This window comes from Enterococcus sp. HMSC078F03 (genome assembly GCF_001811595.1).
Classification (GTDB): Bacteria; Bacillota; Bacilli; order Lactobacillales; family Enterococcaceae; genus Enterococcus; species Enterococcus faecalis.
In genome coordinates this window covers 157,919-183,950 of sequence record NZ_KV805602.1, presented here as the reverse complement: position 1 = coordinate 183,950, position 26,032 = coordinate 157,919, and the positions used below count along the sequence as shown (strand labels likewise).

The 26,032-nt window shown below is 37.9% G+C and carries 21 protein-coding genes and 1 riboswitch; of the genes, 5 read left to right on the top strand and 16 right to left on the bottom strand.

The features are described 5' to 3' along the window. Nucleotides 1–120: 120 nt before the first annotated feature. The 11 genes from HMPREF2810_RS13555 to ssnA all read right to left on the bottom strand — a co-directional run bounded on the left by HMPREF2810_RS13555 (nucleotide 121) and on the right by ssnA (nucleotide 14,109). Nucleotides 121–1,128 carry an XdhC family protein gene (locus HMPREF2810_RS13555; protein WP_002384168.1) on the bottom strand — a complete coding sequence of 336 codons (1,008 nt, stop codon included), beginning with the start codon at nucleotides 1,126–1,128 and terminating at the stop codon, nucleotides 121–123. Then, nucleotides 1,125–1,484, bottom strand: a complete 360-nt coding sequence (locus HMPREF2810_RS13550; protein ID WP_002356595.1) for a winged helix-turn-helix domain-containing protein — start codon at nucleotides 1,482–1,484, stop codon at nucleotides 1,125–1,127. Before HMPREF2810_RS13550 ends, HMPREF2810_RS13555 begins: the two co-directional genes overlap by 4 nt. Before the next feature lie 93 nt (nucleotides 1,485–1,577). Then, complete coding sequence (locus HMPREF2810_RS13545) at nucleotides 1,578–2,897, bottom strand: nucleobase:cation symporter-2 family protein (RefSeq protein ID WP_010815215.1); 1,320 nt, start codon at nucleotides 2,895–2,897, stop codon at nucleotides 1,578–1,580. Between the two features lie 93 nt (nucleotides 2,898–2,990). Further along, a complete protein-coding gene (locus HMPREF2810_RS13540; protein WP_002362244.1) occupies nucleotides 2,991–3,371 on the bottom strand; it encodes a RidA family protein in 381 nt (126 codons plus the stop codon). A 14-nt stretch (nucleotides 3,372–3,385) separates the two neighbouring features. After that, nucleotides 3,386–4,330: a carbamate kinase gene (gene arcC / locus HMPREF2810_RS13535; protein ID WP_002384165.1), complete on the bottom strand. Its 945-nt coding sequence runs from the start codon at nucleotides 4,328–4,330 to the stop codon at nucleotides 3,386–3,388. 240 nt (nucleotides 4,331–4,570) lie between these two features. Continuing rightward, entirely contained in the window at nucleotides 4,571–5,764 is a 1,194-nt protein-coding gene (gene ygeW / locus HMPREF2810_RS13530) for a knotted carbamoyltransferase YgeW (RefSeq protein ID WP_002359643.1), read from the bottom strand. A gap of 38 nt (nucleotides 5,765–5,802) precedes the next feature. Then, nucleotides 5,803–7,128 (bottom strand): YgeY family selenium metabolism-linked hydrolase, encoded by a 1,326-nt coding sequence (locus HMPREF2810_RS13525; RefSeq protein ID WP_002362247.1) that lies wholly within the window; start codon nucleotides 7,126–7,128, stop codon nucleotides 5,803–5,805. Continuing rightward, entirely contained in the window at nucleotides 7,119–8,312 is a 1,194-nt protein-coding gene (dpaL, locus tag HMPREF2810_RS13520; RefSeq protein ID WP_002356589.1) for a diaminopropionate ammonia-lyase, read from the bottom strand. The genes HMPREF2810_RS13525 and dpaL overlap by 10 nt, the downstream gene beginning before the upstream one ends. A gap of 23 nt (nucleotides 8,313–8,335) precedes the next feature. Next, nucleotides 8,336–9,709 (bottom strand): dihydropyrimidinase, encoded by a 1,374-nt coding sequence (hydA, locus tag HMPREF2810_RS13515; protein WP_002376596.1) that lies wholly within the window; start codon nucleotides 9,707–9,709, stop codon nucleotides 8,336–8,338. Nucleotides 9,710–9,738: 29 nt separating this feature from the next. Continuing rightward, nucleotides 9,739–12,744, bottom strand: a complete 3,006-nt coding sequence (ygfK, locus tag HMPREF2810_RS13510; protein ID WP_002384163.1) for a putative selenate reductase subunit YgfK — start codon at nucleotides 12,742–12,744, stop codon at nucleotides 9,739–9,741. Nucleotides 12,745–12,774: 30 nt separating this feature from the next. Further along, nucleotides 12,775–14,109, bottom strand: a complete 1,335-nt coding sequence (ssnA, locus tag HMPREF2810_RS13505; RefSeq protein ID WP_002374249.1) for a putative aminohydrolase SsnA — start codon at nucleotides 14,107–14,109, stop codon at nucleotides 12,775–12,777. 402 nt (nucleotides 14,110–14,511) lie between these two features. Between ssnA and HMPREF2810_RS13500 the strand changes: the two genes are divergently transcribed. The 5 genes from HMPREF2810_RS13500 (at nucleotide 14,512) to HMPREF2810_RS13475 (ending at nucleotide 19,149) form a co-directional block, all read left to right on the top strand. Next, entirely contained in the window at nucleotides 14,512–15,150 is a 639-nt protein-coding gene (locus HMPREF2810_RS13500; protein ID WP_002381503.1) for a helix-turn-helix transcriptional regulator, read from the top strand. Between the two features lie 205 nt (nucleotides 15,151–15,355). Continuing rightward, on the top strand, nucleotides 15,356–16,708 hold the full coding sequence (locus HMPREF2810_RS13490) for a Mur ligase family protein (protein ID WP_002384160.1): 1,353 nt from the start codon (nucleotides 15,356–15,358) through the stop codon (nucleotides 16,706–16,708). Beyond that, nucleotides 16,698–17,390 carry a type 1 glutamine amidotransferase gene (locus tag HMPREF2810_RS13485; protein WP_002356583.1) on the top strand — a complete coding sequence of 231 codons (693 nt, stop codon included), beginning with the start codon at nucleotides 16,698–16,700 and terminating at the stop codon, nucleotides 17,388–17,390. Before HMPREF2810_RS13490 ends, HMPREF2810_RS13485 begins: the two co-directional genes overlap by 11 nt. A 114-nt stretch (nucleotides 17,391–17,504) precedes the next feature. Next, nucleotides 17,505–17,549: riboswitch (PreQ1 riboswitch) on the top strand. Between the two features lie 77 nt (nucleotides 17,550–17,626). Next, nucleotides 17,627–18,601: a nucleoside hydrolase gene (locus tag HMPREF2810_RS13480; protein ID WP_002376589.1), complete on the top strand. Its 975-nt coding sequence runs from the start codon at nucleotides 17,627–17,629 to the stop codon at nucleotides 18,599–18,601. A gap of 2 nt (nucleotides 18,602–18,603) precedes the next feature. Then, the gene (locus HMPREF2810_RS13475) at nucleotides 18,604–19,149 is read left to right on the top strand and encodes an ECF transporter S component (protein ID WP_002384159.1); all 546 of its coding nucleotides are present in this window, start codon (nucleotides 18,604–18,606) and stop codon (nucleotides 19,147–19,149) included. 53 nt (nucleotides 19,150–19,202) lie between these two features. Here the strand turns inward: HMPREF2810_RS13475 and manA are convergent, their stop codons facing one another. The 5 genes from manA to HMPREF2810_RS13450 form a co-directional block, all read right to left on the bottom strand. Beyond that, entirely contained in the window at nucleotides 19,203–20,174 is a 972-nt protein-coding gene (gene manA / locus HMPREF2810_RS13470) for a mannose-6-phosphate isomerase, class I (RefSeq protein WP_002384158.1), read from the bottom strand. 41 nt (nucleotides 20,175–20,215) lie between these two features. Next, complete coding sequence (locus HMPREF2810_RS13465) at nucleotides 20,216–21,259, bottom strand: serine hydrolase domain-containing protein (RefSeq protein ID WP_002384157.1); 1,044 nt, start codon at nucleotides 21,257–21,259, stop codon at nucleotides 20,216–20,218. A 129-nt stretch (nucleotides 21,260–21,388) separates the two neighbouring features. Further along, nucleotides 21,389–22,258, bottom strand: a complete 870-nt coding sequence (locus HMPREF2810_RS13460) for a VOC family protein (protein WP_002384155.1) — start codon at nucleotides 22,256–22,258, stop codon at nucleotides 21,389–21,391. Nucleotides 22,259–22,420: 162 nt separating this feature from the next. Next, nucleotides 22,421–24,289 carry an ABC transporter ATP-binding protein gene (locus tag HMPREF2810_RS13455; RefSeq protein ID WP_002362258.1) on the bottom strand — a complete coding sequence of 623 codons (1,869 nt, stop codon included), beginning with the start codon at nucleotides 24,287–24,289 and terminating at the stop codon, nucleotides 22,421–22,423. Continuing rightward, nucleotides 24,286–26,013, bottom strand: a complete 1,728-nt coding sequence (locus tag HMPREF2810_RS13450) for an ABC transporter ATP-binding protein (protein WP_010710641.1) — start codon at nucleotides 26,011–26,013, stop codon at nucleotides 24,286–24,288. Before HMPREF2810_RS13450 ends, HMPREF2810_RS13455 begins: the two co-directional genes overlap by 4 nt. Nucleotides 26,014–26,032 lie beyond the last annotated feature (19 nt).

Sequence of the window (26,032 nt, the reverse complement as noted above, 5' to 3'; positions counted from 1 at the left end):
TTCTTGCACCTCGATTTCTGATATAGTTTAGTGTTCAATCACCTAGATTATACCACAAATCTTCGTTCTAAAAATTATTTTTTAGTAAAAAAACTTTTTTATTTAACTTAAAGGTCCTCATTATTGATAGCGCTGTTGAATTAATTCTCCCGCGATGCTAATCGCTAACTCTTCTGGTGTTTCGGCTGCAATATCTAAGCCAATTGGCATGAAAATTCTTTCAATTTCAGTCATTGTATAACCGACCTCTTTTAACCGTCGAACTTGTGAAGCAACTTTGTGTTTGCTCCCCATCACACCAATATATTTGGCTGGTGTTTCCAATAACTGTTTGGCAACGATGAAATCAAAATTGTGTCCTCTGGTAATTACTATACCATAATCGTCCGCCGTTATTTCAATAAACGCAGCTAAATTTTCTAAAGGAATAACCCGTAGTTCCTCAGCTTGTGGAAAAGCTTGTGCCGTCAAAAATTCTGGACGATCGTCCACTACAACGCAATAAAACGATAAATAGTTTAAAATAGGTACCAATGCGCGTGCGACATGTCCACTTCCAAAAATATATACTTTCCCTACTTGGAGGATTGCTTCTGTTAAAAAAGTTGTTTCCTCTTTTTGCACACAATGGATACCTTTAGGTAGCAAACTTAATTCCCCCTCCCAAGAAGTGGAACCAATCAATTCGCCTGTTTCACTATAAAAGGATACTTTTCCTAAATTGTTTTGATCTAGTTCAGTCATTAACCAACCTTGTTGATTATTTTGAAAATGCGTTTCTATGGACTCACACAACTCTTTTAAAAATGGCGTTTCCCATGAAAGATAATGGAAAAAAATCGTGACATTTCCGCCACAGACCATGCCTAAATCAGCAATATTATTCGGGGCTAAAATAAATTGACGTTGTGCATTTTCTTTCTCAAGAAGTAGCTTTTTTGCCACTTGTTCAGCCTGAAATTCAACCGCCCCACCACCAACAGTTCCGGCTATTCTACCTTCGGCGGAAACCAGCATTCTAGCCCCTTGACTTCGTGGTGTAGATCCTGAACTTGTACCAATCGTTAATAACATCGTGTCTTGCTTTTCCAATATTGCCTGTTTCAAACGCTGAAATACTTCTCTCATTTCAGTTCCTCCGATACTACATCCTGTTCTTTAAAGATTTCTTCAAAGCATGCCTCTACCTGTTGATACACTTTTTTCTCAAATAAAAGATATTGATCAATCAACTCTTTTCCTTGATCCGTAACAATTGACCCGCCACCATTACAACCACCAACACTTTTGATAATTAATGGAAAAGATAGCTCTTCTTCAGCTACCCGCACAATCCGCCATGCCTTATTATAAGACATTTTCATCTCTTTTGCCGCTAAGTTTAGTGACCCAGTTTGCTGAATTTTTTGTAAAACTTCGACAACGCCAGGACCAAAAAAGTTCCGATCTGTTTTTAATTTTAAGTTTAGGGAATACGTAAACATCTTCTCCTCCTTTATTCGTTCATTTTTTTATAGATAACGTAAGGGAAAAAGGATACGAAAGCTTACTCACTTTCGTATCAAAAAAAGCAATCTTTACTCAAGTGCTACGCGCTTTTTTGGTTTTAAAATGACATTTAAAAGGACTGCTACCAAAGTGGTTAAGATAACTTCCGAATTACCGAAAATCGTTGTTACCCAAGTTGGAAAACCAGCTAAGCTTCCAGTAGACAATGTGACACCAATTCCAAATGCTAGAGCTGTTCCGACAACCCCAGTATTTCGAGGAGTCATTTCCTGCGAAGCAATCATCCGAATACCTGTCATAGAAATAGAAGCAAAAACTGAAATCGTTGCGCCACCAATTACCGCATAAGGAATCGTAGTTAATAATGCAGCTACTTTCGGAACAAAACCAGCAATTAATAATATAACTGAAGCGAAAACCAGAACATATTTATTAATCACTTTTGTTACCGTAACCAGACCAACATTTTGTCCAAAAGTTGCCACTGGGATTGATCCAAATAAACTGCCAATAAAGTTAGTGAAACCACTCCCCATAATTCCGCCAGATAATTCTTCATCCGTTGCATCCCGATCCATTGCCCCAACCGTTGTTGCTGTAAATTGACCGATGGCTTGAACAGCATCAACAATAAACATTACCACCAGCGTAAAGATAGGTACCAGTTGAAAATCCAGTCCAAAATGAAACGGGGTAATTAGCTGAACGATTTTAGCATTTTGAACTGGCTCAAAACTAACCATCCCTAAAGCTAAAGAAATCAAATAACCAATAACCATTCCGTTTAAAATTGCTGATAACTTCAAAAATCCTTTTGCAAAATAATTGAAGTAAAAGACAATCGCAAAGGTTAATAATGCAACTAACCAATTCCGGGCTGAACCAAAATCAGCACTACCAGCTCCTCCTGCCATATACTTAATCGCAACTGGAAACAGGGATAGCCCAATACTTAAAATAACCGTTCCTGTTACTAAAGGCGGAAACAACACACGGATTTTTTTAATGAACAAACCAACAATAATAACAAGAATACTGCCAACTAATTGGGAACCAAAAATTGCTGCAATCCCAAAATCAGCTCCGATGGCCATCAAAATCGGTACATACGCAAAACTTGCCCCCATCATAACTGGTAACCGTGAACCCACTTTTCCAAAAATAGGGAAAAGTTGAATTAACGTTGCAACTGCTGAAAAAATCAATGATGTTTGAATCAAAATAGTCGTATCACTAGGACTTAATTGGCAAACTTTGGCAATCATAATTCCCGGTGTGACAATCCCTACTACTGCTGCGACAACGTGTTGCAATCCCATCGGAATTGCTTCAGAAATTGATAGTTTCGCATCATATTCAAATAATGCTTGCTCTTTTTTTTCATTCATAGGATCGTTTCCTTCTTCTTTTTATTCTAAAAGGATTGTTCCCCTTAATCAGTAAAGAATGCAATCCTTTTTCCCTCAGAAACATCTTAAAAATTATCCTTTGACAGCAACTGCTTCAATTTCAAATAAACCATCTTTTGGCAACTTGGCTACTTCTACACAAGAACGTGCAGGCAAAACTTCTGAAAAGTAATTCCCATAGATTTCGTTAATTTTGCTAAAATCAGACATATGTTGTAAAAACACCGTTGTTTTCACAACATTATCATAGGTCATCTCGACCTCTTTTAAAATCGAACCTAAATTGATAAAAGCTTGTTTTGCTTGTTCTTCCACTGTAGTCTTCATTTCGCCCGATTGCGGATCTAATCCTAGTTGTCCAGAAATGTACAACGTATTTCCCGCTAAGACAGAATGTGAATAAGGTCCTACAGCAGCTGGTGCCTGTGCAGAATTAATCATTTTGTTTGTCATCGTTTTCCTCCATTCTATGATTCTTTATTTTCAATTAAAGTCCCTGTTTTTCCAGATAATCCTTCTTTGGCTTTTTCTAATAACGTAATCAATGTTTTTCGACCTGGCTTAGATTCAGCAAACTTAATCGCTGCTTCAACTTTTGGTAACATTGAACCTGGAGCAAACTGACCTTCTTGCGCATATTGTTTCATTTTTTCTGTTGAAACATTCCCTAAGGCTTCTTGATTTTCTTTACCAAAATTAATACAAACTTTTTCAACTGCTGTTAAAATCACGAGCAGATCAGCATCTACTTGTTCAGCTAGTCGTTCACTACAAAAATCTTTGTCGATGACTGCATTTACACCTTTTAGTCGGTTCCCTTCTTGAATGACTGGGATGCCACCACCGCCGCCAGCAATGACTGTTTGGCCAGCATCAACCAATGTTTGAATCGTGAGAAGTTCGACAATATTTTTTGGTTTAGGAGAAGCGACGACTTGGCGATAACCACGGCCAGCATCTTCCATCACTTGTATATTTTTTTCTTTGACTAATTGTTCTGCTTCTTCTTTTGTCATGAAGCGGCCAATTGGTTTCGTTGGTTTTTTGAACGCCGGATCATTTTCATCCACGACCACTTGAGTGACTATGGTGGTGACGGCTTTACTTATATTTCGCTGACGCAACTCTTCTTGTAGCGCATTCTCTAAATCATAGCCAATGTAACTTTGACTCATGGCTACGCACATGGATAACGGAACAACTGGATATTGTAGATTATTAAAGGAAAATTCTTCCATAGCTAATTGAATCATCCCCACTTGAGGACCATTGCCATGAGATAAAATAACTTCATATCCTGCTTCAATCAAATCTGCAATCGCTTTGGAAGTCTGTTTTACGGCAGTCATCTGCTCCGTCAAATTATTTCCTAAAGCATTGCCACCTAAAGCTACTACGACGCGTTTGCCCATTGCTTCACCTCATTTTCTGTTTTATAAAAAGGACGATGCTTTTTCTTTTTCACAACGAGTTTTCGTATTAACTGTCTGTTGTCGTTGCATGAAGTCAACGCACATGACTAAGCGTTCTTGACTCGAGACAATCACACATTCATGAATAGACTTGGGAAGGTCTTATTTGTTCATGTTGAAGAGGCAACTTCTAATGATTCATTGTGTAAAGAAAAAGCATCTGTCTTCATGCCAAATTCATTATTTTACTTCTCTTGGTGTCGCTTTATCCGCTAAGTCTGTTAAAGTTTTTTGCGGATTTTTTACTTTACTTAAGAAAATCATAGCCGCAATAACATACGGTTTGTAGCTAGCTTCTTTGTAAAGTTCGACCCGATAACGATCGAAAACAGAAGCTTCCACTTCGCCTTCTTCACAACTTACGCCAGTAATATCAGCTGGTAGACAATGCATATACAAAGCTTTGCCGTCTTTCGTTGTTTTCATCAATTCTTCTGTACATTCCCAATCTTTGTGCTTTTTATTTTGAGAAAGTAATTCTTGTTCTAATTGATCAATTCCTGCTTGGTCACCATTGCCATATAATTCAGTTCGCTTTTCCATTGCCGCAAAAGGTGCCCAGCTTTTCGGATAAACAACATCCGCATCTTTGAATGCTTCTGCCATACTATTCGTTTTAGTAAAGTTCCCACCAAATTCTGCCGCATTTTTCTTCGCAACTTCTTCTACTTCTGGCATAATTTCATAACCTTCTGGATGTGCTAAGACGACATCCATTCCTAAACGGGTCATTAGACCAACAATTCCTTGAGGAACAGATAATGGTTTTCCATAAGATGGTGAATACGCCCAAGTCATGGCAACTTTTTTCCCTTTCAGGTTTTCAATACCACCAAATTCATGAATTAAATGCAACGCATCCGCCATTGCTTGCGTCGGATGGTCAATATCACATTGTAAATTCACTAACGTTGGGCGTTGTTCTAATACCCCATCTTTATATCCTTCTTGGACAGATTCTGATACTTCGTGCATGTAAGCATTGCCTTTACCAATGTACATGTCATCACGAATACCAATGATATCAGCCATAAAAGAAATCATGTTTGCTGTCTCACGAACAGTTTCTCCGTGAGAAATTTGACTTTTTCCTTCGTCTAAATCTTGAACTTCTAAGCCCAAAAGATTACACGCTGAAGCGAAACTAAAACGTGTTCTTGTAGAGTTGTCGCGGAATAAAGAAATCCCCAAGCCACTATCAAAGATTTTAGTTGAAATATTATTTTCTCTTAAATAGCGTAATGTATCGGCAACTGTGAAAACAGCTTCTAATTCATCTCTTGTTTTTTCCCAAGTTAGGAAAAAGTCATTTTCGTACATTTTTTCAAATTCTAATTTATCTAATTTCTCAATATATTCTTTAAACGTTTCCATTCCATCTGCTCCTTTTTTCTTGTCTAATAATCCTTTACTTAACCACAATAAACCGTTGGTAATGCCGCATAAACGGCTGCACAACGAACCAAATCATCTTTCCAAGTTTTTTCATTTGGTGCATGTGCTTGTGCTTCCGCCCCTGGCCCGAAACCAATACAAGGAATGCCATTACGTCCCATAATTGAAACGCCATTTGTTGAGAAGGTCCACTTATCTAACAATGGGCGTTCTTCACGCATTTCCACTGTTTCTACAGAGCCTTTCCGTGTTTCTCCATAGAGATTTTTATGCGTTTCCATCAAGGCTTTTGTTACATCATGATTTTCTGGAATGACCCACGTTGGGAAATAACATTCAATTTCATAAGTTAAATCAGTATAAGAAGGACGATCATAGTTGTACATTGAAACCGTCACATCATCTCCATATTTTTTAACAGCTGGTAAATTGCGAATTTCTTCTAAACAACTTTCCCAAGTTTCTCCAGCAGTCATTCGACGGTCTAGTGAAACGGTACAGCCATCCGCAACAGCACACCGACTTGGTGAAGAATGGAAAATTTGCGATACAGTCACCGTACCACGTCCTAAGAAACGGGCTTCTTGCCACTCTGGATTGTACTTAGGATCTAACATACGAACTAAACCACGAATCGCTGTGCTTTCTGTATCTCCATTGTTGTTTAAGGCACGAACATCTTGTAAGATATCCGCCATTTTGTAAATGGCATTATCTCCACGTTCTGGTGCTGAGCCATGACACGAAACGCCTTTGACATCAACTTTAATTTCCATGCGGCCTCGTTGACCACGATAAATCCCACCATCTGTTGGCTCTGTTGAAACAACAAATTCTGGACGGATACCGTCTTCTTTGATAATGTACTGCCAACATAAGCCGTCACAGTCTTCTTCTTGGACAGTAACTGTTACTAAAGCAGTATATTTTTCTGATAATAGACCTAAATCTTTCATGATTTTAGCGCCATAAATAGCCGAAACAATCCCGCCTTCTTGGTCAGACGTACCGCGACCACCGATCTCAGTTTCTGTTTCATAGCCATCGTAAGGATCAAATTTCCAGTTACTCATTTCACCAATTCCGACAGTATCCATGTGCCCATCAAAAGCAATTAATTTTTCACCAGACCCCATATAACCAAGTAAATTCCCTTGAGGATCAATGTCAATTTTATCGAAACCTAATTTTTCCATTTCGGCTTTTGCTCGCGCAATTTTATTGCCTTCTTCTGCACTTTCTCCTGGAATTTTGACAAGGTCTCTTAAAAATTTGACCATATCTTCTCTGTAACCTTCTGCTGCTGCATTTACTGCATTAAAATCCATTCCTTTTACCTCCATAAAATTTTTTTATAATTGTCTGGATCAGTGTCCCCTTCGGTAGAAAACATTAAAACGTTTGACGTCTCATCCAGTTGCAATGCCTCACGTAATTCTTGATAGTCGGGATCTTGCATCACTGTAGCTACTAAGCCCATTGCTACTGCCCCAGATTCGCCTGATACAACTTGCGGATCCCCTTTTAATGGCGCGCCCAACATACGCATTCCTTTTTCAGAAACCCAATCTGGTGCTGAAACAAAGAAGGATGTATGATTTTTTAGAATATCAAAAGAAATCGTATTAGGTTCTCCACATGCTAAGCCAGCCATAATTGTCTGTAAATCACCATCGACAAAGCGAATTTCTCCGTCTTTTTTAATTGCTGATTGATATAAACAGTCAGCCGCCTGTGCCTCAACTACGACCATAATCGGTGGGTTTTCTGGAAAAGCATTAGCAAAATAACCAATCACCGCCCCAGCTAAACTGCCGACACCAGCTTGAACAAAAACATGACTAGGTCGTTCAGAGCCAAATTTTCTTAATTGTTGAGAGGCTTCTAACGCCATCGTTCCGTATCCTTGCATAATCCAAGTCGGAATTTTTTCATATCCGTCCCAAGCGGTGTCTTGAACCATGACACCGTTTTCAGTTTCTTCGGCCATTTTATTAGCCATTCGCACACATTCATCGTAATTAACTTCTTCGATTGTGACGGTTGCGCCTTCTTTTTCAATATTTTCTTTTCTCGTCTGTGTTGAACCCTTCGGCATGAGTACAACTGATTTTTGGCCTAATTTATTCGCAGCCCAAGCGACTCCTCGTCCATGGTTGCCATCAGTTGCTGTAAAAAACGTAGCTTGTCCAAAAGCTGATCGTAATTGATCAGAAGTTAATTCATCATATGTTAGTTCCGAAACATCTTTCTTTAATTTTTCGGCAATATAGTTAGCCATGGCAAACGAACCACCTAAGACTTTAAAAGCATTTAAACCAAAGCGATAAGATTCATCTTTAACAAAGAAATCATTTAACCCCAGATACGCGGCCATATGATTCAATTCTGCTAATGGTGTTTCTGAATACTGTGGAAAACTTTTGTGAAAAGCCAAAGCTTTCTCAATTTTTTCTTTAGACATCAGAGGTAAGTACTTATCCTCCGTCTTCGGCATTTCATTTGCTGTCCATTTAATTTTTTCCAAAAATACTTCTCCTCCTTCTATTTTTAAGTTGCTTTACGAAAAACAAATTTTCCTTGATTTGCCAAGATGACTTGCCCAGCTTCAGCAACTTTTTGACCTCTTAAATAAACCATTCGAGCCTGTCCTTGTGTTTCAAATCCTTCATACGGCGTATAATCGACATTTTGTAACTGCGTTCTCGCAGCAATCACGCCGGTTGTTCTAGGATCCCAAACAACTAAATCGGCATCACTGCCTTCTTGCACCACACCTTTTTGTGGATACATCGAGAATTGTTTAGCAATATTTTCAGAAAGCAGAGCAACCATTTTTTCCAAGGTGATTCGGCCCTTCGCCACACCTTCCGTGTAAATTAATTCTGGTCTCGTTTCAACACCTGGCATCCCATTGGGAATTTTACTAAAATCATCTTTGCCAACTGTTTTTTGTCCGTGAAAATTAAAACTGCAGTGATCTGTCGATATTGTATTGATTGCCCCCTCTTTAATTCCTTGCCACAAAGCCTGTTGATCCTCTCGTTTGCGTAGTGGCGGTGAGCAGACATATTTTGCTGCTTCAAAATTAGGCGCATCATACAAGTGATCATCTAGTAAAAGATATTGAGGGCAAGTTTCTACATAGACTGATTGTCCTCTTTGACGAGCCCGTTCCACCGCTTCTAACGATCGTTTTGTGCTTAAATGCACAATATTAACCGGCAAATCAGCCATTTCCGCTATCATCAAATATCTTGCTACCGCTTCTGCTTCCACAGCCGCCGGTCTTGATAACGGATGATAGTGCGGGGCTAACTTTCCTTGAGAAACATATGATTGGATTAATTCATCTACTAAATCACCATTTTCACAATGAACGCCTAACATTCCATTAACTTTTTTTATTTCCTTCATCGCTTCAAAAATTTCCGCATCTGTGGTCCGTAAGTTATCATAAGCCATATACATTTTGAAGGAAGTAATACCTGCAGCAATCATTTCCTGAATTTCAGCAGCTATCGTTGGTTTCCATTCAATCATGGACATATGGTAAGTATAATCACATGAACTCTTGCCTTCAGCCAATTGATTCCAAGTAGCTAAACAGTCTTTCAATGAGCCGCCTTTATTAGGTGTAGCCATATCAATAACCGTAGTCGTACCTTTGGCCACCGCCGCTTGGCTGCCAGTAGTAAAGTTATCCGCCGTACTTAACGAACCTTTGCCATTATTTAATTCCAGATGCGTGTGCGCATCAATAAAGCCTGGTAATACATAACACCCCGTAACATCCTCAATCTGAGAATTTTCTACTGGTAAATTTGCCCCCATCTCTACAATTTGCTCGCCGTCAATTCGAATATCCAATTGACGACGATTATATGCAGATACGACGGTTCCACCTTTGAGCAGAATAGACATTTATTTATCCCCCAGTCGTAAATTTCCTTTTATGCTTGCATACAATAAGCATATTCTTCAATCATAGTTACCATTAATGCGATTAAATCTTCTGGTACATCTAATCCTTGATCCGTTAATTGAATTGTTGACACCGTTCCCCATAGACGCAGTAAACAAATTTTATCCACAGGATTTTGAACATAGAAACCTGAATTAGTACTGTCATAAAAATCAGCTTCACTGTTAAATAAGGTAAATTTGTCTTTGTAAGGGGCACTTGCATAAGGGCAAAATGTTTCACAGTTACCACATTCGTTACACATCCGATCAACATGGACAATTTGTGGTTTTCCTTCGACATACACAACAATATTTGCTCGGTTTGGACAGACATCCATACAAGATTCACAAATTGTGGAGCATTCTAAGCAACGACTAGCTTGACTACAAGACATCTCGTCTGTTACAAGGATACCTCGTTTGTTTCTAACAAATGCAACATCACTATTTAAATTATCTTTTTCATAGTGATGATTGTGGACAAGACAAATATTATTTGCCGCTTTTGTTGCATCAGCGATTGCTTCAACAATTGTGGCTGGTCCTAAATTAGCGTCACCAATGACATAGACGCCTGGTATATTTGTTTCCAATGTTTCTTGATTTGAAACGACTTTCCCATAGTTGTCTGTGTGAATGCCTAATGCTTGGTAAAATTCTGTATCTACTTTTTCACCAACAGCGGCAATCACTGTATCAGCAGGAATATCAATCATTTCTCCTGTACCAATTGGACGACGGCGTCCAGAAGCATCTCGTTCACCTAGGACCATTTTTTCACAAGTTAATTGTTGATTTTCATGTTTAATTGGCGAAAGTAATTCTAAAAAGTCAACGCCATCTTCTAAGGCTAAATAAAGTTCTTCTTCATCTGCTGACATATTGCGTTTATTCCGACGATAAACCACTGAGACTTTTTTAACACCAGGTAATGTTGTGGCTGCACGAGCACAGTCCATAGCTGTATTTCCGCCACCAACGACGACAATCTGTTCTCCATAAGGATTAATTGTTGGATTTTCTCGGTTTGCTTTTAAAAATTCTAACGAATTCAATGCTCGACCAGATTCTAAACGAAGGACCCCATGTTTCCATGCACCAATGGCATAAATAACATTCGTATAGCCTTGGTTTTTCAATTCTGCCAATGATGGCGCCTCTTGTCCTGTACGGAATTCGGCTCCCATAAATTCCGCTAACTGAACGTCTTTTTGAACAGATTCCATAGAAATTCGAAATTCTGGTACAATCTGGCTACAAACGCCCCCAATTGTCTCGGATTTTTCAAACACAGTAACAGGCATGCCTTCACGTGCTAATAAATACCCAGCAGAGATCCCTGCAGGGCCTCCACCCACAACAGCTGTTTTAGGTGCATTTTCTTTTGGCTGTGGCTTTTCTAGTGTCGTCAATAATTCATCATAAGCATGTTCAGCTGCTTCTAACTTCACTTCCCGAATATGAATAGATTCTTCATAAAATTGACGTGTACATTTAGTCATACAAGGATGTGCACAAATGGTTCCAGTAATAAAAGGCAATGGATTTTTATCGACAATTACTTGCAAGGCCTTTAAATAATTACCTTCACTTACATAACGAAGGTAAGCAGGAATATCCTGATTGATTGGACAACCACCGTCACTTCGACAAGGAGCGATATAACAATCTGTTAGTGGAACTGTTTTTCTTAGTTTGGTACTTTCTGGTAATTTAATTGATTTTTGGTAACGTGCTTGTGTTTTAGCTTTCTCAACAACTTGAGCTAATTTATCCAAGTTGACATGAACCATCTGAGGATATTCTGCTGCGCCCAATACATTAGCAACTTGATTCATTCGTTGATAGCCACCAGGTTTCAACAGCGTCGTTGCCATAGTGATTGGCCAAATCCCAGCATCAAATATTTCTTTACTATTGAAAATATCTGCACCGCCAGAATAAGAAATTTGTAGTTTCCCATCAAATGCTTCTGATAATTTTTGTGCCAATGAAATACTAAGAGGAAATAGCGAACGTCCTGACATGTACATTTCATCACCAGGTAATTCATTTGCTGCAATCGTTACTGGGAAAGTGTTCGTAATTTTAACTCCGAAGCTTAGATTTTTACTATTAGCTAATAATTGCAGACGTTGTAACATCGGTACTGCTTCTTCAAATTGTAAATCTTCTTTAAAATGGTGATCGTCAAAAACCATATAATCAAACCCTAGCTCATCCATCGTTTGACGCGCATATTCATAACCTAACATGGTTGGATTACATTTAATAAAAGAATGGAGCCCTTTTTCACTTAATAAATAGGCCGCAATTCGTTCAATTTCGTCTGATGGACAACCGTGTAAAGTCGACAGCGTAATAGAATGACAGACTTTAGGACTAATTGCTTCGATATATAAGTCATCTACTTTTTTAAAATAAGATAGATATTTTTTGGCAGCTGCTTGGCATTCCGCCCAAATCGGCGTTCCTTCTGCGTTCTGCATTTCGTTAATATAACGATCAATTTTTGGTGATTGAATCCCTGCCAAATCATAGCCAACACTCATATTAAAAATGAAACCATTCGGGTCACCTAGCTCGAACTCTTTACTAAGTAACTTCAAAACGAACCATGCTTTGACGTATTCATCATAAGCTTGGGGAACGCGCAATTCTGTGGACCACTCAACGTTGTAACATTCATCTGCTGCTGCGATACATGGTTTACTCACAGGTAAATCTTCTCCATCCAGTATCTGGACTGTCTTAACTTCAAAAAAACGAGAACCTGTTAAATAGGCCGCAATAATATTTTGTGCTAATTGTGTATGAGGACCTGCTGCTGGACCACAAGGGGTTTCCATTTTTTCTCCAAATAACGAAATCGTTTTTGTAGGATCCGCATGATAAAATTTACGAATGCCAAAAATTGTGCCATCTTGTTGATACTCACTAAAAATCCAATTTAATAAAGCCTCAATTGAGATGGGATGCATAATATCACTCATTAACGTCACTCCTTTTATTTATAATGAAAGCTATTGATTTACTCGTTTCCAGAAAGATTGTGCTTGCGTTTGCGCATCATGCCAAACTTTCTCTTCATCAATTCCTTGAACTTCACGATTACGCATCCGAATTTCTCCATTAATCACCGTGTCAGTGACCATCCCACCATTCATGCCGAATAAAATGTGCATGTTATAATTCTCTTTTGTCATTGGTGTCGGGCCATGATAATCAACAATAATGACGTCTGCTGCTGCATTAGGTTCTAAAACGCCTAGCTTTGTTTTAAAATAGCGATTAGCCATTTGCGGATTATTATCAAACAGCATTGTGGGAATTTCTGCCCAAGCCGCATTTGGATCAGCTAAATGATGTTTGTGGATAACATTTCCTACCTTATAAGATTCCGTCACATCATTCGTATAACCATCTGTGCCAAGACCCATCAAAATACCATACTCATTAAACATGCGCATCGCAGGTGGGCAACCGACCGCATTCCCCATATTCGACTCTGGATTCGTGACCACCATTGTGTCTGTATCTCTTAGTAATTCCATCTCATGAGGTCCAATATGGATGCAATGGCCTGCCATTGTCTGTTTTCCTAAAATTCCTAAATCAAATAATCGGTTCACAATCGGCTTCCCATATTTTTTCAAAGAATCATGAACATCGGCTAAATCCTCTGCAATATGAATATGATAACCAATCCCATCTGGCGTATTGGCTGCACATAATTCTAAAGAAGCATCTGATAAAGTAAATGCTGCATGCATACCCATCATCGCTTTTTGCATATCATCATTTCTTAAGGAACTGGCTTTAATAAAGGCGGCATTTTCTTGAACTGCTTCCCGCATTTTCTGCTCACCATCGCGATCAGAAACTTCATAACAAAGGCAGGTCCGAATCCCTAACTCGTCCGCTGCATTAGATAATTGGGTTAAACTCCCTGTAATTTCTCCGTAACTAGCATGATGATCAAAGACAGTTGTAACACCGTTGCGAATACTATCTAAATAAGCAACCTTACCACTTTGATAAGTGTCTTCTAATGTCAAAGCACGATCAATTCGCCACCATTGATCTACCAAAATATCCATGAAATTTTTAGGATGATAATTCGTTAAACTTAACCCACGTGCAAAGGTACTATAAATATGATTGTGCATGTTAATAAAGCCTGGCATAATCACTCCACCTTTAGCATCAATAAATGTCGCTTCTGGATAAGCTTGTTTTAAATCTTCTGTCGTTCCGACTTGTTTCACAACTTGACCATCAATCGCCACACACCCATTTTCAAAAAAATGATTCTGCGCATCCCGAGTGATTAAACGCCCATTTCCAATTAATAACATGTATTCTCCTCCTATTTTTCAACCTATTCCCCACAAGTGGCAAACGCTTACAAATCTATCGCTCAATCATTCACGAATATAGCTTGACTAGCTTGGCTAATCTATATCCCTACGAAAAGCATTTGAAGCGCTTGCATTTTTTTACTAACGAACTCATTAACTTGATTAAAGTATATCACCTTGCCTTAAAAAAAACAATGCTACCTAAAAAATATTTTTTAGAATTTTAACAGCCGTTATCTTGTATTATTATTTTTATCATGCTATCATTATTTTTCAGAACAGGTAGTACGCGACATTAAAGGATTTAACACTGCCTATTCCATTTAAAAATATTATGTTAAATTTGACACAATCTTATAAAAACTGTTTGTGCCAGGCACATTAGAAAGGAGCTTATTTATGTTATCCGACGAAAAACTTACTTTTTTAACACAAATTGCTAAAGGTTTAGCTGGTCAATTTGGAGAAAACTGCGAAGTCGTTATCCACCAAATCAATGAAGACAATATTAACAATTCTATTGTTTCCATCGAAAATGGTCATGTCTCTTCTCGTCATCTGGGCGATGGACCTTCTCAAGTAGTTTTAGAAGCCTTAAAAAAAGATCCCAGTGAGTTGAATGATCATATTAACTATCTGACCCGTACCCATGATGGTCGTATTTTAAAATCTAGTACAATGTATTTTAAAGATGAGAATGGTCAACTCGATGGTATTTTTGCTATTAACTACGACATCACTACATTGATTGCTGCAGAGTCGAACTTAAAATCTTTGATTTCCACTGCAGAACCTGAAGAAGATAAAGACCCTGATTACATTCCTCAGGATGTTAATGAGTTGTTAGACGATTTAATTCATGAATCAGTCAAATTAGTTGGCAAGCCGGTCCCATTAATGACGAAGGACGATAAAATCAAGTGTATTCAATTTTTAAACAATAAAGGCGCCTTCTTAGTCACTAAATCTGGAGACAAAGTTTCTAACTTCTTCAATATTTCTAAATATACGCTATACAGTTATATTGATGCGAAATAAAAATGGAAATCGATGGACGATTTGTTGTTAAGACAAGTCGTCTATTCTCTTTTTTCCTTCACTATTCTACTTTTTCTAAAAGACTTTTTAAATAATAGTAAGAAAAAGTAAAAGGAATTAATTTTTTATTTTAGTTATGGTATGATAGATTGAGTTTAATTTAAAATAACGAAAAATTAAAGATATAGAAATTGGGGGACAACAAATGGGGATTCGAAGTCATTTAGCAATTGCTGCAGGAAAAACTTCGCAATGGGTTTTACAAACATTTTTTAAAGGCGGCAGTAGCTACCCAGGGAAATTAGCCCTAAAAATCGATCCTAAAATTTTAGATACATTGGCAAAAGACTATGAAATTGTCGTAGTCACTGGAACGAACGGCAAAACATTGACAACTGCTTTAACTGTTAACATTTTACGCCAAGAATTTGATGAGGTATTAACAAATCCAACGGGTGCTAACATGGAGCAAGGAATTGTCTCTACTTTTTTAAATGCCAAGGCGAAAAAAGGACAAAAGAAATTTGCGGTGTTAGAAATTGATGAAGCAAGTTTAAGCCGTGTCACTAAATATATTCAACCAAAATTATTTGTTTTTACGAATATTTTCCGCGACCAAATGGATCGCTATGGTGAAATTTATACGACGTATCGCTTAATTATGGAAGGCGCCGCTGCTGCTCCTGAAGCAACTATTTTGTGCAATGGTGATTCGCCAATTTTTAATTCAAAAGAAACTGTAAATCCTCGCAAATACTATGGATTTAATCATTTACCACCGAAAGAGCAATTGGCTCATTACAATACAGATGGGGTTTTATGTCCAAAATGTAATCATATTCTTCATTATAAAATGATTACGTATGCTAATTTAGGTGATTACTATTGCCCAAATTGTGGCTTCAAACGCCCTGAATTGGATGTGCAGTTAACGGAAATGGTCCGGATGGATAACACATCTGCTGATTTTGTGATTGATGGCGAAGAATATGGCATTGCTGTTGGTGGGATGTATAATGTTTATAATGCGCTAGCAGCCACAGCGGTAGCAGAATATTATCAGGTGGCACCAGATAAAATCCGAGCGGGCTTAGCTTATGATGAAAAAGTTTTTGGGCGTCAAGAAACTATTAAAGTTGGCGATAAAGAATGTACGTTAGTTTTAGTAAAAAATCCCGTTGGTTTAAATCAGGTCATTGATATGATGGGCTTAGCCCCTTACTCTTTCTCGCTGGTTTCATTATTAAATGCCAATTATGCAGATGGAATTGATGTCAGTTGGATTTGGGATGGTAATCATGAAGCCTTTGCTGATATGGACATTCCAAAAGTAATTGCTGGCGGTGATCGCCATGAAGATATGGCCTTGCGTTTAAAAGTTGCGGGTATTCCTGAAGAAAAATTACTAGAAATTCCTGATTTGGAGCAAGTAATTTCAGAAATTAAAAGGTTGCCGACAGATCATGTCTATATTTTGGCAACCTATACTGCTGTTTTGCAATTAAGAAAATCATTAACAGCCCAAGGGTATATTCAAGGGGGAATGAATGGTGTCTAAAGAATTAGTCGTTTGTCATTTATATGGCAACTTATTAAATACTTACGGAGATAACGGAAATTTATTGATGCTTAAATATTTAACCGAAAAAATGGGCGTTACCTTCCGATCAGAAATTATCAGTATCTACGAACCGTTTGATCCCGAAAAATATGATTTAGTCTTTGTTGGTGGCGGTCAAGACTTCGAGCAACTGATCATCTCAGAAGACATTCAGAATAAAAAAGAAGCTTTGACTTCTTATATTGAAAATGACGGCGTCTTGTTAGCTATCTGTGGTGGTTATCAACTTCTAGGACATTACTATGTCGGCGCACAAGGCGAAAAAATTAAAGGAATCGGTGCGTTAGATCATTACACTTTGAGCCAAGACAACAATCGTTTCATTGGTGATATTGAAATTTATAATGAAGAATTTGATGAAACGTATTATGGTTTTGAGAATCATAACGGCATGACTTTTTTAGGCGAAGGTGAACGACCTTTAGGAACAGTCAAACAAGGCAAAGGCAATAACGGTCAAGATAATGGCGAAGGCGTTGTCTATAAAAATGTGTTTGGCTCCTACTTCCACGGTCCAATCTTAGCACGCAACAAAAATCTAGGGATTCGGTTAATTCGGACCGCTTTAGAGAAAAAATATGGTGAACCGATCGCTATTCCTGAAACGCTTTATAAATAAAAGAAGAATCTAGTTCCTACATATAGGGCTAGATTCTTTTTCATTTCTCCGACAACTATTTACATCTTTACAAAATATAGTAAGATAAAGAGGTGCATTTAAAATCGAGAATTTCTCGGACTGGTTCGGAAACTTCCCAGAATAAAAAACTAAGTATCTCTCAATACTAACTCAAGTCATAGCTTTTTTAACAAGAGTTATCATTTGCAGTTAACGAAAAAGGAGGATTGGAAAAAATGCAAAAAGTAATTATTGATTGTGATCCTGGAATCGATGACACGCTTGCTCTCTTGTATGCACTTGCTTCACCAGAGCTAGATGTCCAAGCGATTACCGTTGTTTGTGGAAATGTCCCTGTGGAGATTGGCGTGGAAAATGTTTTTAAATGTTTGGAAAAAGTTAATCGCTTAGATATTCCTGTCTACCAAGGGGCTGCTAGCCCTTTAAAACGGCCATTTGTTAGTGCACAAGATACACATGGCATGGATGGTTTAGGTGAAACATATTTCCCCAGAACTAGCAAAATCCAAGCACAAGCGCTTTCCGCTGCTGACTATTTAGCACAAACCTTTCAACAAGCTACCGATTGCTCAATCATTGCCCTTGGTCCTTTAACAAATATTGCTTTGGCTTTAAAAAAAGAACCTCTTCTGGGGCGAAATCTTCAACGTTTTGTCTCAATGGGTGGTACCTTTAAAAGCCACGGCAATTGCTCTCCTGTTGCAGAATTTAATTATTGGTGTGATCCTGATGCAGCAGCTTGGGTTTTTGAGGAATTAGGTGCAAAAATCGAGATGGTCGGCTTAGATGTCACACGAGAAATTGTTTTTACACCAACAATTCTCAATTATTGTCAACGACTCAACCCCAAAATGGGGAATTACCTCGCTGAGATTACTCAATTTTATTTTGATTTTCATTGGAAATATGAACGTATTTTAGGGTGTGTTATCAACGATCCCTTAGCGGTTGCTTATTTTATTGATCCTACGCTCTGCCAAGGCTTTTCCAGTTACGGACAAATTGTTCCTGACGGCATTGCTATGGGGCAATCAATGATCGATCAATATCATTTCCAGCAGCAACCAGCTAATTGTCATGTCTTGACTACGGTTGATAGTCAACAGTTTTTCGTGAAGTTTCTATCCATTCTTTTAAATGTACAAATAGATGAGATCGAAAGAGATTTCAAAAATTTAAGGATGGGATAACCATGAAAAAAATAACACCACGAATCATTACAATTATCGCTTTTAGTGTTGCTTTAAATTACCTCGGCAGTACCATTGCGTTACTCCTTCGTTTACCAATTTATCTTGATAGCGTGGGAACTATTTTTACAGGTGCGTTATTAGGCCCACTCTTTGGTGCACTGACAGGTATTTTAACAAGTCTATTAACTGGATTGACAACGGATATCTTTTCTCTGTATTATTCACCTGTCCAACTCTGCACAGGAATTTTAGCAGGTTTGCTCCTTCATCAGCAGTTAAAAGTAACCAAATTACCATTTAAAACGTTGTGGTTAACAATACCAGGAACAGTGATTTCTTCCTTAATCACAGTTTGTTTATTTGGTGGAATTACTTCTGCTGGCTCCAGCATAATTGTCCAATTTTTATATGGTTTAGGCTTCAATCAGTTAGCAAGCGTCCTGTTGGTTCAATTGATAACAGATTACGGGGATCGTCTGCTATCAGTCATCATCGTCACAGCTGTTATCGCTGCCTTACCTAAACGTTCCTTTATAACAAAATAAACTGTTTTAATGCTAAAAAAGAGGAAATCATCTGTTGATGATCTCCTCTTTTTTTAGCGACTGCCAGGTTCTGAAGCTATAATCGTTAGATCACCTTCAAAACGCCAGCTCGGAATATCTGTCGGAAAGATAAAGCTATCGCCTTTTTTCAAATCAAAAGTAGCCACATCTGCTTTTGCAGCATCTTCTGTAATCAATCGACCCACACCTTCAATAACTGTTGCTAATGTATAAGGTGCTTGTTTTTTGACTTTTAGAATCCCACTGACACGCCACTCATAAACATTAAAGAAATCTGTTTTTACATAAGTAACAATGCTTGATTGTCCTTGATTTTCTTGTTGAATAGAGAAGTCAGGATCCTTTGCCGGAACGGTTGTCACATCAATGGATTGTTGAATATGCAATTCCCGGGTCTTTCCTTGATCATCTGTTCGATCATAATCATAAACCCGATACGTAGTATCACTGCTTTGTTGCGTTTCTAAAATTAAAATACCCGAGCCGATGGCATGAATAGTGCCGCTTGGTACATAATAAAAATCGCCTTTTTTCACTGGTACTTTTCTTAAAAGATCGTCCCAACGACCTTCTTCAATCATTTCAGCTAGTTCTTCTTTTGTTTTCGCGTGATGTCCATAAATGATTTCAGCGCCAGGTTCTGCATCAATAATGTACCAACATTCAGTTTTGCCTAGCTCGCCTTCATGTTTTTGGCCATATGCATCATCGGGATGAACTTGCACGGATAAATCATCTTCAGCATCTAAAATTTTCGTTAATAATGGAAAGACAGCGCCACCTGCATGGCCGAATAACTCTTGATGGTCTGCCCACAATTCATCTAATTTTTTTCCTTTAAATTCGCCATTTAAAACAGTACTAACGCCATGTGGATGTGCACTGATTGCCCAATCTTCACCAATTTTATCGCTCGGTAAATCGAAACCAAATAGTGTGTGTAGACGATTGCCGCCCCAAATTTTTTCTTGAAAAACAGGTTGTAAAAATAATGGTTCTTGCATTGACTGTGACCTCCCAAATTGAATTCGCTCTCATTATATCACTAAAAACTAGTCATTTCATCTGAAACTGATGATTTCTCTTTTAAATAGGTTGCCAACAACTGATCTCTTTCTTCGATATAAGTGTTCCGGTGGTCCTCTGGATGGACTCGATTAGATAAAAAGATAAACGCTGATTGTTGTTGCACATCAATTAGCAAAAAAGTGCCTGTATAGCCTGTATGGAATAATAATGGCCGTTGCGTAGCTACATCATATTTAAAATCCCAGCCTAGAGAACGTGGTTTATCTGCAGCTGGCACTTGGTTAACTAGTAACAAATCAATCGTCTCTTTTTTTAAGAATTGGAGATTGTGATAACTGCCTCGATTTAAATACATTCGAACAAATTTTGTTAAATCATAGACATTGCTAAACAAGCCAGCATTCCCTGCATGTTCTCGTAAAACAAATGCCTTAGGATCATGGGTTGTACCTCGAATCAACCCTCTTTGTTCATGTAATTCTGTTGGCACACAGTTTAAAGGATTCTTTGGTAGAAACGTACTTTCGTTCATCCCTAAAGGAAGCAATACTCGCTCAGATAAAATTTCTATCATTGATTGCTGGAACATTTCTTCTAACATAAATCCTAATAAAATAGTTCCTGCATCTGTATAAACAACTTTTTTACCTATCGCTTTGCCTGCGTGAAATGAATGATTGTAGGCGTCTTTTAATTCTTGGGCATTCAGCTGATCACGATTAGGAATATAGCCTTGTAAATCTGCCGTATGTGTCAACAAATGCCGGATTGTAATATTAGAATCTTGAAAAGAGGGATAATAAGTTTGTAATGATTGATCTAGAATAATTTTTCCTTCTTCCACTAATTGCAAAATAACGGTGGTGGTGCCGACTACTTTGGTTAAAGAAGCCACATCAAACAGCATGGCCGAGGTTAATTGTTCTTTGGTGGGTTTTACTTGTGCGAGTCCCCAACAATTGCTCTCCTCTTTTTCACCTTCAATGAAACAAAAACTAGCCCCCGAAAAAACACCTTTTTTCATCATATTTTGAATTTTCCACTTTGTTTTTTCGTACATTTTTTCACCTACTATTTTTAATATTAAAGGAAAAGTCTAGAATAAGTTCCGAACAAAAGTAGCGTTAAACTTTTATTCAGACTTTATTCCAGACTTGCTAAAACAAGCTTATTTTGTCTGTCTAAGCGTTTATTTTAAGACAAACCACCATTCCAAGCCAATTGGATCAAACACAGTGACAATCGCTTTTTTCTGGTCAATAAAGAACTCTTGATTTTTTGCCGTTAATTGTTGCTCCATTGCTAAAATATGGTCTTGATCAGAGAGCTTAATGGTAAAGAAATCTAAACCTAAGTGTGGATCAGGTAATTGATCCACTTCACTTGTTTCAGGTTTTTGGAATCCAATAGTTGCTTTGCCATCTTCTAAAACAAATTGATCTTTTTCATTGCGTTTTAAACCCAGAACTTCCTCATAATATGCTTTTATTTCTTTTTGATTGTTTGTTTTTAATTGCACATGCGCTAAATATGAGCCAGCGGCTAACCCTTGATGTGGCTCTAAGTCCTCACTGATAAGATCTTTAAGCACAATCGGTTGCTTTTCAGAAGTCGAATTTGCTGTTGCTTCATCGTGAAAAATCTCAAATTGATTGCCTTCAAGATCAGTAATGAACATGCTTTGACGTGTGCCAATTTGGAAACTTTCATCAATTGGGTAGTCTTGTTCAAGCACTCGTTGAGCAATTTGTAAAAATTCTTTTTCCGTAGGAACTTTAATTGAAAAATAAGCCATTTGCTTTTCTTCATTATGAAAATCTTCGGCTTTTCTAGTTTCTTCTAAAATTAATAATTGCGTTCCTGCTTCACGTGTACCCCAGATAGACAGGTTATTTTCTTCTGACTTTAAAACAAAACCCATTACTTTTTTATAAAAGTCGACCATTTCGCCAACTTTTTTCGCACGAATGGCAATTGTTTTTAATGTAGCAGCTTTTTCTAATTGAAATTCAGTCATTTTTTCTGTTACCTCCATTTTCTTCTCTCCCATTTTATACATCTCTTGCTATTTCATCAAGTAATATCCTGTTTTTCTCAAAAGAAAATAGAAATTTTTCAATTTCGCTAACTTTTTGTCAAAAAAATAAGGCTTTAGGAACCAGTCTTTACGACTATGGTTCCTGAAGCCTCATCATGAATTACTATTTTTTTGCTTCGCCTTTTAGGCTACTTCTTCAGAAAACTGACTGTTATATAAATCAGCATAAAAACCGTTTTTCGCCATTAATTCATCGTGGGTTCCTGTTTCCACAATTGAACCTTCTGCCATAACGATAATCGTATCGGCATCACGGATAGTCGACAAGCGATGAGCGACTACAAAGCTGGTCCGATTTTCCAGTAAACGATTCATTGCTGCTTGAATCAGTATTTCTGTTCGAGTGTCCACACTTGAGGTGGCTTCATCCAAAATTAAAACGTCTGGATTTGCTAAGAATGCTCGAGCAATTGTAATTAATTGTCGTTGACCTTGAGAAATATTGCTGGCTTCTTCATTTAGAATCGTTTGATAGCCTTCTGGTAATTTTCTGACAAAATCATCCACATGGGCTGCTTTCGCCGCACGGATCACTTCTTCTTCGCTCGCTTGCTCATTACCATAATGAATATTGTCATAGATACTTCCAGTGAACAACCAAGTATCTTGAAGAACCATTGAAAAGTGTGCTCGCAACTCTTCGCGAGACAAATCGCGCGTATCTACGCCATCATATTTGATGCTGCCGCTACTAATATCATAGAAGCGTTCCAATAAGTTAATTAGGGTTGTTTTCCCAGCACCTGTTGGGCCCACGATTGCGACCATTTCCCCAGGTTTAACATTTAAATTGAAATCTTTCATTAATAATTTCTCTGGTGAATAGCCAAAAGCAACATGTTCAAAAGAAACACGATAAGGACTATCTGTTTCCACTGGTACGCCAGAAGGTTCATCCACCATTTCTTCTTCATCTAATACTTCAAAGACACGTTCTGCCGAAGCCACCGTAGCTTGGATTGTATTCATTAAATTAGCGATTTGAGTAATCGGTTGTGAAAATTGATTGGTATATTGAAGAAATGCTTGGACATCCCCTAAATCCATCATACCATTCGCTACTTTTACGCCACCAAGGACTGCAACAAACACGTAGCCTAGATTTTTGATAAAGTTCATTAAAGGCATAATGATCGCTGAAATAAATTGTGCTTTGCGACCAGCATGGTATAATTTTTCATTTTCTTTTTCAAATACTTCTTGATCACTTTCTTCGTGGTTGAAACTTTTTACTACTACGTGACCACCGTAGGTTTCTTCGACTTGGTTATTCAATAATCCTAAGCTTTTTTGTTGAGCCGCAAAATGTTTTTGCGAGCGAGGCGCCACAACCATCACAACAATTAAACTTAATGGCACTGTTGCTAAGGCAATTAGTGTTAACTGCCAGCTAATGGTCAGCATCATCCAAAGTACACCCACAAATGTCACGATACTGGTAATTAATTGGGTTAAGTTTTGTTGTAAAGTACTCGCAATATTATCCATGTCGTTAATTGCCCGTGACATGATGTCCCCATTACTATGAGTATCATAATAGGAAATTGGAACTTTGTTCATTTTCGCTTCTAATTCTTGACGTAATTCATAAACTGTTCGCTGTGAAACACGTGTCATAATTACTTGCTGCAAGAAATTAAAGACAGCAGAAATAAGATACATGGCAATAACAATTAATAAAATTTGACCGATTTTGTCAAAATCAATTGGAAAAGATGTTATTTTTAAGCCTTGTTTCATTTCAGCAGCGCCTTTCATGACGCCTTTAAAAATTTCAGTTGTTGCCTGTCCTAATACTTTTGGTGTTTGAATTTGGAAAACGACGGCTGCGATTGCTAATACTAAGACAGCAATAATTGACAGCATTCGTTTAGACATGTATCGAAATAAACGTTTCACTGTTTTCCAGAAATTTTTTGGTTTTGGCCCTTTTGCGCCAATGTTGCGTCCTGGTCCACCGCCCATTGGTCCGCCTTTTGGTCGACTACTCATGCAAGGTCCTCCTCTCTCAATTGAGAATGTACGATTTCTTGATACGTTTGGTTGTTCGCTAATAACTCTTCATGCGTTCCTTTACCAACTAATTTCCCTTCGTCTAATACTAAAATTGTCGATGCTTCCATAACCGTACTTACACGTTGGGCCACTAAAACAACAATTGCATCCGTCATCTGCTCTTTTAAGGCTTTTCTTAAATTAGCATCTGTTTTGAAGTCCAATGCAGAAAAGGAATCATCAAAAACATAGACATCTGCTGGTTTTACTAAAGCACGAGCAATAGCCAACCGCTGGCGTTGTCCGCCAGAAAAATTACCGCCGCCTTGTTCGACATGACTATCCAAACCTTCTGCCAATTCTGAAACAAACGCCTTTGCCTGCGCAATTTCTAAAGCTTGCCAAATTTCTTCATCGGTCGCATTTGGGGCGCCGTATTGCATATTTTCACGAATCGTTCCTGTAAATAAAACAGCCTTTTGCGGTACAAAGCCAATCATTTCTCGTAAATTATGCTGTGACGTTTCTTTAATGTTTTTACCATTTAGTAAAATCTTGCCAGATTCAACATCATAAAAACGTGGTAAAAGATTAACCAGCGTTGTTTTCCCAGAACCTGTCCCACCAATAATTGCGACCGTCTCCCCAGATTTTGCTGAAAAATCTATATCTTCCAGTGCTAAGTTTTCAGCATGCTGGTAACGATAATTAACATGTTCAAACGCCAATGTTGCTTTGTCGCCTTTTAGAGAGAGTAGTTCTGGATTGGGTACATCTTTGATTTCTGAATCAGTATTTAGCACCTCATTAATCCGATCAGCAGAAGCTTGCGCCCGCGGTACCATGACAAAAATCATGGATAGCATCATGAAACTCATCAGAATTTGCATAGCATAAGTCATAAAGGCAATTAAGTTCCCTACTTCTAGTTGCATTTCCGCAATATAATGACCGCCAAACCAGGTGATTGCAATATTGGTACCACTCATAATGAGTGTCATTAAAGGAATCATCAAAGCGACAATCGTATTCACTTTAATCGCCGTTTGTGTATAATCCTTATTGGCTTCATCAAAACGTTGTTCTTCATAGTTTGCTTTGCCAAAGGCCCGAATCACACGAACCCCTGTCAGTCCTTCACGAAAAACTAAATTTAAACGGTCGGTTTTCTTTTGCATGCTTTTAAATAACGGAACCGCTAAAAACATGATACCTCCCACTAAAACAGCCATAATTGGTAAAACATATAGAAAAATTTTCGTTAATTGTGGGTCCTTGTTATATGCCATAAAACTTGCACCAATTAACGTTAAAGGTGCGTTAATCATTAAACGTAAAAACATTTGCATAACCATTTGAATCTGATTGACATCATTGGTTGTTCGTGTAATTAGCGAAGCTGTCCCAAATTTGTCAAATTCATTATTAGAAAAATTTTCAACTTTTCGATAAATATCAGTCCGTAATTTTTTACCTAAACTTTGTGATTCTTTGGTGGCAAAAAAGGTATTTCCAATAGAAGCGACAATGCTAATCAAAGAAAAGCCTAACATGACAACTCCTGTACTCCAAATATAGTTAATATCTCCTTTAGCGACACCGTCATTAATGATATTAGATGTTAATGTGGGCAGATATAAATCTGCGATAATTTGTACGATCATAAATACAACCGCTGCAAAGACCGACCATAACGACATCCGTTTGACTAGTTTAATCAACTAACTTCTCCTCCTTTTT